Genomic DNA, 9,194 nt, shown 5'->3' with positions numbered 1-9,194 from the left:
GGCCGGTAACCTCTGGCTGGCCACGGCCGGGGCCGTGCTCTGGGGGGTGGGGGCGGCGCTGGCGTTCCCGGTGGGCATGTCCGCCGCGGCGGATGACCCCCGGCACGCCGCCGCACGGGTGTCAGTCGTCTCCACCGTGGGCTACATTGCGTTCCTCGCCGGCCCGCCGCTTTTGGGATACCTGGGCGACGTGACCGGAATCCGGCTGGCCCTGCTGGCTATCGGGGTTCCGATTCTGGGTGCTCTGCTGCTTGCCGGCGCCGCGAAGCCCTTGCGCGCCACGTAAGGAGCCGTCGGGCGTCTTTATTCTCCTGAATGCATATGTTCTGGTAGCCCAGCCACAGCAGAAGCACCACCGGTGCGGCCAGGCAGACGCCCCCCACGGTGTCCGTCAGCCAGTGGGCCGACACGTAGGTCCGGCTGACCATCATGAACAGGATGCCGGCCGCCGCGAGCACCCAGACCCAGGTCCGGCCCACGAGGATTGCCAGGACCAGCAGCAAGGCCGTCGTGGTCGCTACGTGGCCCGAAGGGAAGGATCCCGTGTCCGTCAGCACGATCGTGTTTTCGGGCCGGGTCCGATGGATGCTGGCTTTGAGGATCTGCGTCAGGACCAGGACGGCGACGCCGGCCACTGCGGTGAAGATGGCCGTCTGCGGCCGCCTGCGCAGCAACAGCGCCAGCGCCAGCAATCCGTCCAGTACCAGCACGCCGCGGTAACCGGCCAGGTTAAGGAACGCGTTGATGCCGTCCCAGAACGGACTGCGAAGGCCCACGACCCAGCTGGCCCAGCCCTCATCGAGGCTTTGGAACGGCGGCCCGGCGACGTCCGCCACCAGCAGCCCGCCCAGGATCACACCGAGGGTCAGCAGGGCGGTACTGACCGCGAGGACGCGGCCCGTCGGCAATCGCTGAGGGTCCAGCACTCGGGTCATCGCCCCATCCTAACGGGCGGGGGCGGCCTGATGGCGGTGACCGGCAGTATGGTTGTCGGATGCGAAGCATGCTGAGTAAGGCGCCGGGACGGCTGGAAAAGTTCGATCGGAGTCTGGTGCGCGCCGTGTCCAGGCTTCCGGGCGGGAGCCATGATGAGTTCTTCCGGCAGTTATCGGCCGCGGCGAATAATGGAAAGCTGTGGCTCGGCATCGCCGGGATCGTGGCGATATTCCCCGGAAAGTTCCGGCGGGCCGCCCTCCACGGTGTCATCGCGCAGGCAGTGGCCTCGGGCGTCACCAACCTCGGATTCAAGAGGCTCCTGCCAAGGGCGCGGCCGCTCCCCGAGCACCTGCCTGCTTTCCGGTTCGTCGATCCCCAGCCGACCAGCTCCTCGATGCCCTCGGGCCATTCCGCCTCTGCCGTCGCTTTTGCCCTGGGAGCCGGACTGGTCCGTCCCGCACTCGGCGCCGCGCTGGCTCCGGTCGCGGCCGGCGTGGCCTATTCCCGCGTCCATACAGGCGCCCACTGGCCCTCCGATGTGCTGTTTGGCTCAGCGATCGGGGCGGGTGCGGCCCTGGTGACCCGGAAATGGTGGCCTGTCCGGCCGCCTTTCCCTGAGACCAGCCGTACCGCTGTAAAAACCTCGACTCTGACGGAGGGACAGGGCCTTAGCATTGCCGTGAACACCCTCGGCGGCTCCTACGCCGCGGAAACAGCGGACGCGCTCCAGAAAGTATTCCCCAAGGCGCATATTAAGGAGATCGGCCAGGACGAGGACGTTGCGGCCGAGATCGCCGCAGTGGCCACACGCCCCGGGACCGCGGCCCTTGGCGTTTGGGGAGGCGACGGGACGGTCGGCACGGCCGCCGGCGCCGCCGTCGAACACTCCCTGCCGCTGCTCGTGCTGCCCGGCGGAACCCTGAACCATTTCGCCCGGGATGCCGGAACGCCCACCCTCGCCGCAGCCGTCGATGCCGCGTCCCGCGGCGAGGCGGCCCGGGCCGACATCGGACACGTCACCGTCGAGCGCGGACTCCCCGGTAGCCCCGAGACGCTGGAACTGAGCATGCTCAACACCGCCAGCATCGGGCTCTACCCGAATCTGGTCCGCCGCCGGGAGCTGCTCCAACCGGCCCTGGGCAAGCCGCTGGCCGGCGTCGTGGCCATGTTCCGTACCTTCGCCGCCGGCACCCCCACCACCCTGATCGTGGACGGCGTCCGGCACAAACTCTGGATCCTCTACATTGGCCGGGGCCACTACTACCCCCGGGACCACGCGCCTCTGGTGCGCCCGGTGCTGGACGACGGCGTCTTCGACCTGCGGATGATCACGGCGGATGAGTCCTTCGCGCGGCTGCGCCTGCTGTGGTCGGTCCTGACCGGCACGGTGGCGACGTCGCGGATCACGCACCTCACCGAAGCCAGCCGGATCCGGGTGGAACCCGGTGACACCACCATGGTGGTGGCGGTCGACGGCGAGGTTATGCCGGGCGTGCGCGCCGTCGAGTTCTCGGTAAAGCCGGGCGCCCTGACCTACTACTCCCCGCTGCCCGAACGCTGACGAGTTTCCCGGGCTGCCGGCATGAAACGGGTCATCTTCGTCACCGGCGCCCCGAACGACCGGACGACGGCGGCAGCTCATCCGTAAGGACTACCCTGATTCGACCCTGAATCATCCCTCAGACCGGCGAAAACCGGGCTTTGCCTCGGTAGCGTGGTGGATACACCATCCCACTGCTAGGTAAAGGAACGCTTCCATGATCGAAGCACGAGGCCTGACCAAGGTTTACGGAGACAAGACCGCTGTCGCCGGCGTCGACTTCACCGTCGAGGCCGGCCGGGTCACCGGATTCCTCGGCCCCAACGGAGCCGGCAAATCCACCACCATGCGCATGATCATGGGACTGGACCGGCCGACGTCGGGCACCGTCACCGTGAATGGCGCTCCGCTCGCCCGGCACACCGCGCCGCTGCGCGACGTCGGCGCCCTGCTCGATGCCAAGGCCGTCCACACGAGCCGCTCGGCCTACAACCACCTCCTGGCGATGGCTGCCACGCACAGCATCGCCAAGAAGCGCGTGCACGAAGTCATCGAAATGACGGGCCTGGCCGAAGTCGCCAAGAAGAAGGTTGGCGGTTTCTCCCTCGGCATGGGCCAGCGGCTCGGCATCGCCGCTGCCCTGCTCGGTGACCCGCAGACCGTCATCCTGGACGAGCCCGTCAACGGCCTCGACCCGGAAGGCGTGGTCTGGGTGCGGAACCTCGTCAAGTACCTGGCCTCCGAGGGGCGGACGGTCTTCCTCTCCAGCCACCTCATGAGCGAGATGGCCGTCACCGCCGACCACCTGATCGTGATCGGCCGCGGCCGGATCATTGCCGATGCGCCGATCCAGGAAATCATCACCGGAAAGGGCCAGGTCCGCACCCGTGTGCGCACCGACCAGCCGGACCAGCTGATGCACCTGCTCGCCGGCACCGGCGTCTCCCTGGAACTGCAGGACAACGAGCTGCTTGAGGTGTCGGGCCTTGATCCGCGCCAGATCGCCCGCGCGGCCCTTGACAGCCACGTCATGATCTACGAACTCACCCCGCTGAAGGCCAGCCTTGAGGAGGCCTACATGGAACTGACCAAGGATGAGGTCGAATACCACTCGCTGATCACCACGGGCGCCGTTCCCGTCGAAGCCGGAGGCAACTAAACCATGAGCTCAACCATCGTCGACCCCACACCCTCTCGCCGCGGCGCACACGCCGGTGACCCGCTGCCCGGAAAGCTCTCCGGCAACGGCACCAGCACCGGCCCGGGCCCCAGCTTCCTGCGGGTCCTGAACTCCGAGTTCATCAAGTTCCGCACACTGCTGTCCACGCTGATCCTGCTCGGCTCCACGGTGATCGTCATGGTCGGATTCGGGGCGCTCTCCGCCTGGGGAACGGGGCAGTTCTCCGAAGCCGCCACCCGGGACCCGCAGGCGGCCGCCCGGATCGCCGCGCAGGGCGGGGACTTCGTCGTCGCCGTCCCGACCTCCGGTATCGCCTTCGCCCAGCTCATCCTCGGCTCGCTCGGCGTGCTGCTGATGAGCTCGGAATTCACCACCGGCATGGCGCGGTCCACTTTCGCGGCAGTGCCCAGGCGCATCCCCGCGTTCGCGGCCAAGCTCGTGGTGGTGGTGCTGACCTCGTTCCTCGTCACGGCTGCGTCAACGCTGGCCGCCGGGTTCGTGTCGGTCCCGATCCTGGACAACTACGGCCTCGACCTTGACCTGGCCAGTTCACAGTCGGTCAAGTTGCTCATCGTCAACAGCATCTACGTGGCAGCCGTCGCGGCGATCGGCATGGCGCTGGGGACGTTGATTCGCAACTCGGCGGGCGGCATCATGAGCCTGGTCGGCCTGTTCTTCGTGGCACCCATCGCCTTCCAGCTCATTCCCGGCGACTTCTTCGTGGAAGCCCGCAAGTACCTGCCCGGCAACACCGTGGACCCGCTGACCGCCCTGGATCATGTCCCGGACACCCTGGAAGCCTGGCAGGCCGGCCTGGTCCTGGGTGCCTGGGTGGTGCTCCCGGTGCTCCTGGCCGGCTTCCTGCTCAAGAAGCGGGACGTCTAGGCCCGCAAGCCCTACCGTTTAGGCTCAGAGCATGATCGATGCAGTGCCCGTGAAGGACGCGGCGGCCGGCCGGGCCGACGCGTCCTTCGCCGAAATCACCGCCCGACGGCGCGGCCGGCTCCGGCGCTACCTGTTCCAGCACCCGCGGGCCATGGACGCCGTCGTCGTCTCCGTTTACCTGCTCCTGGTCACGCCCACGGCGGTTGAGTCGCTGATTGACGGCACCTGGCCGGTCGCCGCGCTGCTGGCGGCAACGGCCGGGACGCTGTTCCTGCGCCGGAGCCACCCGGTGCCGGTCTTGGTCATCGTGGCCGTGTTGGAAATTGCCGTCACGTATCTCCATCCCTGGGGCTCCAACGTCTCCGCCGGCCTCTGGTTTTCGCTGTACGCCGTGGCGGTGGTGCGCACGCGGCGTTTCACCCTGGTTGCCCTGGCCCTGACAACGGCACCGCTGGTGCTCCTGTACTTCATTCTGGCCGTGGGCCCGCTGGACGGCCGGCTTCCGGACATGGCGGTCAGCACCCCGGCGAACTTCCAGCTCATCACGAGCCTCGCTGCCGGGATCAGCATCACCCTTTCCAACATCATTGCCGCCGGCATTGGCATCTCGGTCCGGCAACGGCGCGAGCACGAGCACGAAATCGCCGCCTGGGCCGCGCGCACAGCGCAGCTGGGCTCCGTCAACGAACGGAACCGGATCGCCCGCGAGATGCACGACGTCGTCGCGCATTCGCTCACCGTGATGATCACCCTCTCGGACGGAGCCGCCGTCGTGGTCAGGAAGGACCCGCAGCGCGCCGCCGAGGTCCTCGGCGAACTGTCCCGGACCGGGCGCACCGCGCTGGCGGACATGCGGCGCGTGCTTGGAGTCCTCCGCGACGATTCCGCCCCCGGGCCTGCCCCGCGCGGGCCGCTCGCGGCCGGCGACAACCTGGCCAAGCTCCTCGCGGGATTCCGCACCGCCGGCATGCCGGTGCACTACACGCACGCCGGTCCCGCCCTCCCGGAGGACGCCGCGTTCCAGCTGACCGTATACCGGATCGTGCAGGAATCGCTGACCAATGTATTGCGCTACGGCCGCTCGCTGGGCCGGGTGGATGTCACCATAGTGCGCGACGGCGACAGGGTCACCGTTGATGTGACGGACGACGGCAAGGGGACGGTGGACCCGGTCGCCTTTGGCACCCCGGCGCCGGCGGCGCAGGCCAGCCTGGTCTCCGCGGGCACCCCGGGCACCGGCCAGGGCATCACCGGGATGGGGGAGCGGGCCCGCATTTACGCCGGTTCCGTGGCCGCCGGGCGGGCGAGCGACGGCGGCTGGCGTGTGCACGCGGTCCTCAACTGCAACGGCGACAAAGGAAAATAGGGGGATCCGATGGACCAGACAGCACCAATCCGCATCCTGCTGGTGGACGACCAGCCACTCCTCAGGATGGGCTTCCGCCTGATCCTGGAGGGCGAGGACGACCTGTGCATTGTGGGCGAGGCGTCCGACGGTGCCGAAGCGGTGCGCCGCGTCCGGGAACTCACGCCCGACGTCGTCCTCATGGACGTGCGGATGCCGGTGCTGGACGGGATCGAGGCGACGCGGGCCGTCACCGCCTCCGGAGCCCTCGCCAAAATCATCATCCTGACCACGTTCGACCTGGACGAGTACGCCTTCGCCGGGCTGCAGGCCGGGGCATCGGCGTTCCTGCTCAAGGACGTGGCTCCAGCGGAACTGATCAGCGCGGTCCGGGTGGTGGCCAGCGGCGACGCCGTCGTGGCCCCGCGCGTCACGCAGCGGCTCCTGGAGACGTACGTCCGGGGGGAACGCCCGGGAACCGGCGGCGCCGGCGGTCCGGCGAGCCAGGGCCACACGTTAAGGCCGGTGAAGGACCCGCTGCTTGAGGACCTCACCCCGCGGGAGACCGAGATGCTCGGGGCGATGGCCGAGGGGCTCTCCAACGCCGAGATCGCACACCGGTATTTCCTTTCCGAGGCCACCGTCAAAACCCATGTGCGGAGGATCCTGATGAAGCTTCATTTGCGCGACCGGGTCCAGGCCGTGGTGTACGCCTACGAGAGCGGCCTTGTGGTGCCTAGCAACCCGGACTACTGAAATAGTGGTTTCCGGCACATTACAGAATTGCCTCTGAGGCAACTTCTCTTGCCTAGCACCCCCTCCTTCTGGAGGACCGTCCTGTATGCGGGGACGTCGTTTGTGGGACTGCACAGGACGGAGGACCGCCGCGCCGGTCTAGGGTGAAACGTCAATGTGGTCCGTCACACAGCACATCGCGCTGCAATCGGACCCAAACAATTCACGAAGGACGGCGCTTCCATGCACGCTGACCAACAGCTTTCAAAATCTCTGAAACCCAGGCACCTGTCCATGATCGCCATCGCCGGCGTGATCGGGGCTGGACTGTTTGTCGGCTCGGGCGCCGCCATCCAGCAGGCCGGCCCCGGCATCCTGGTGGCCTACATGGCGGCGGGTCTCGTGGTCATCCTGGTGATGCGCATGCTCGGCGAAATGGCGGCCGCCAACCCGGAAACCGGGTCCTTTTCCACCTACGCGGACAAGGCCCTCGGCCGCTGGGCCGGGTTCAGCATCGGCTGGCTCTATGCCTGGTTCTGGATCATCGTGCTGGGCATCGAGGCCACGGCCGGAGCCGCCATCATGCACCGCTGGGTGCCGGGCATCGACCAATGGGTCTGGGCGCTGCTCCTGATGGTCCTGCTGACCCTCACCAACCTCGGCTCCGTGAAGTCCTTCGGCGAGTTCGAGTTCTGGTTCGCCTCCATCAAGGTCGCCGCAATCGCGTTGTTTCTGCTCTTCGGCGTGGCGGCCATCCTCGGTCTCATCCCCGGCGTCGCGGCCCCGGGGCTTGACAACCTGGTGGGCAACGGCGGATTTATGCCCAACGGCCCGGGCGCCGTCCTGGCGGGCATCCTGGTGGTCGTCTTCTCCTTCTTCGGCGCCGAAATCGCGACAATCGCCGCCGGGGAATCCGAGAACCCCGTCGACGCCGTCAAGAAGGCCGTGAAGTCGACCGTATGGCGCATCCTGGTCTTTTACATTGGTTCCATTGCCGTCGTGGTCACCCTGCTGCCCTGGAACTCTGCCTCCGTCGCCAAGAGCCCCTACGTCGCCGTGATTGAGCTGTTCGGCATCCCGGGCGCAGGCACCATCATGGACATCGTCGTGCTGACGTCTGTGCTGTCCTGCCTGAACTCGGGCCTCTACACCGCGAGCCGGATGCTCTTCTCGCTGTCCCGCCGCGGCGACGCGCCGCGCTCCTGGATGCGGATCTCCAAGCGCGGCGTCCCGGCCGCCGCGGTGCTGGCCTCCACGGTGGTTGGCTTTATCACTGTCGGCCTGAACTACATCGCTCCGGACACCGTCTTCCTGTTCCTGGTCAACACTTCCGGTGCCATTGCCCTGTTCGTGTGGCTCGTGATCGCCGGCTCGCAGCTGATCCTGCGCCGCCGGATGGGCGCTGCCGCCAAGGACCTCCAGCTGAAGATGTGGTTGTTCCCCTACTTGACGTGGCTGGCCATCATCAGCATCGTCGCCCTCCTGATCGGCATGGTGATCCTGGAATCGACGCGGGAATCACTGGTGCTCTCTCTCGCCCTTGCCGCCGTCGTGGTCGGGATCGGACTCTGGCGCTACCGGAAGAACGGCGGGAAGGCGCGACTGCACCCCGCGGACGTTCCCGCCGAGATGCCCGCGGAGGAAGCCAAGGTGGAAGCGGGAACCGGGCTGTAGCCGCAGGTCACTGGCCCCGGCTCCTGCCCCGCGTCCCGGGGCATGCCCAGTCCCGGCGCCCAGGGGTGGACATAGTGCCATTATGTCCATTGGCCATGACGAGGGGAGGGCATGTCCCGGGAGGGCCCGGGGCATGTCCAGTCCTGCGGGTCTCGGGAGGGCATGTCCGACGCCGGCAGGCCGACGTCGGACGCGGCCACCGGGGGCCCGCGGCAGGCCTCAGGGTCGCTGGTCCAGCACGCTGTCGAGACCAGGTGCAGGAGCGCAGGGGGGGATGGGCGCGGCGCTAGACTCGGTGCCATGCCTTCACACTCCTCCGCCGCAGCCCACATCCAGGACCTCGGGGCGTTTGTCACCGCCTCGCCGTCGAGCTTCCACGCCGTCCACGAAGCCGGCCGACGGCTGGATGCGGCAGGCTTCACCGGTCTGGACGAGCGGCAGCCCTGGCACGGTGCCGCCGCTTCCGCGCAGGCAGCCACCGACGGCAAGTTCTACCTGATCCGGGACGGTGCCCTCATCGCCTGGGTAACGCCGGCGGCGGCCGGACCCACCACAGGCTTCAACATCCTGGGCGCGCATACGGATTCGCCGTCCTTCAAGCTCAAGCCCAAACCCACCACCGGCAAATTCGGCTGGCTGCAGGCCGGCGTCGAGGTCTACGGCGGCCCCCTGCTGAACTCCTGGCTGGACCGCGAACTCCAGCTCGCCGGGCGCCTGGTGATGCTGGACGGATCGCAGCACCTCACCGCCACCGGACCGCTGCTGCGCTTCCCTCAGCTGGCCATCCATCTGGACCGCGCCGTCAACGACGGCCTCGCGCTGGACAAACAGCAGCACATGAACCCGGTCTACGGCCTCGGCGACCCCGCCGGCGAAGACCTGCTGGGCCTGCTGGCGGA

The 9,194-nt window shown here is 68.0% G+C and carries 7 protein-coding genes and 2 pseudogenes; 8 read left to right on the top strand and 1 reads right to left on the bottom strand.

Annotation, left to right across the window (positions count from 1 at the left end; genetic code table 11):
* Positions 1 to 286, top strand: a pseudogene (locus tag BJG92_RS11260) (MFS transporter); the annotation flags it as partial.
* On the opposite strand, the gene BJG92_RS11255 reads toward BJG92_RS11260, so the two are convergent.
* On the bottom strand, positions 219 to 935 hold the full coding sequence (locus BJG92_RS11255) for a phosphatase PAP2 family protein (RefSeq protein WP_232084094.1): 717 nt from the start codon (positions 933 to 935) through the stop codon (positions 219 to 221). The pseudogene BJG92_RS11260 and the gene BJG92_RS11255 overlap by 68 nt on opposite strands.
* A 59-nt stretch (positions 936 to 994) precedes the next feature.
* Here BJG92_RS11255 and BJG92_RS11250 point away from each other — a divergent pair, with 59 nt between their 5' ends.
* The 7 genes and pseudogenes from BJG92_RS11250 to BJG92_RS11220 all read left to right on the top strand — a co-directional run.
* On the top strand, positions 995 to 2,497 hold the full coding sequence (locus tag BJG92_RS11250; protein ID WP_232084093.1) for a bifunctional phosphatase PAP2/diacylglycerol kinase family protein: 1,503 nt from the start codon (positions 995 to 997) through the stop codon (positions 2,495 to 2,497).
* A gap of 196 nt (positions 2,498 to 2,693) precedes the next feature.
* Positions 2,694 to 3,635 carry an ABC transporter ATP-binding protein gene (locus BJG92_RS11245; RefSeq protein WP_232084092.1) on the top strand — a complete coding sequence of 314 codons (942 nt, stop codon included), beginning with the start codon at positions 2,694 to 2,696 and terminating at the stop codon, positions 3,633 to 3,635.
* A gap of 3 nt (positions 3,636 to 3,638) precedes the next feature.
* A complete protein-coding gene (locus BJG92_RS11240) occupies positions 3,639 to 4,541 on the top strand; it encodes an ABC transporter permease (protein WP_232084091.1) in 903 nt (300 codons plus the stop codon).
* Between the two features lie 31 nt (positions 4,542 to 4,572).
* A complete protein-coding gene (locus BJG92_RS11235; RefSeq protein WP_232084090.1) occupies positions 4,573 to 5,907 on the top strand; it encodes a sensor histidine kinase in 1,335 nt (444 codons plus the stop codon).
* Between the two features lie 9 nt (positions 5,908 to 5,916).
* Complete coding sequence (locus BJG92_RS11230) at positions 5,917 to 6,642, top strand: response regulator transcription factor (protein WP_232084089.1); 726 nt, start codon at positions 5,917 to 5,919, stop codon at positions 6,640 to 6,642.
* A 222-nt stretch (positions 6,643 to 6,864) separates the two neighbouring features.
* On the top strand, positions 6,865 to 8,295 hold the full coding sequence (locus BJG92_RS11225) for an amino acid permease (RefSeq protein WP_232084088.1): 1,431 nt from the start codon (positions 6,865 to 6,867) through the stop codon (positions 8,293 to 8,295).
* 300 nt (positions 8,296 to 8,595) lie between these two features.
* Positions 8,596 to 9,194: pseudogene (locus tag BJG92_RS11220) on the top strand (M18 family aminopeptidase); the annotation flags it as partial.

Source organism: Arthrobacter sp. SO5 (assembly GCF_020532805.1).
Classification (GTDB): domain Bacteria; phylum Actinomycetota; class Actinomycetes; order Actinomycetales; family Micrococcaceae; genus Arthrobacter.
Note: the sequence above shows the minus strand (reverse complement) of the source record. Positions and strands in the feature narration are given on the sequence as shown.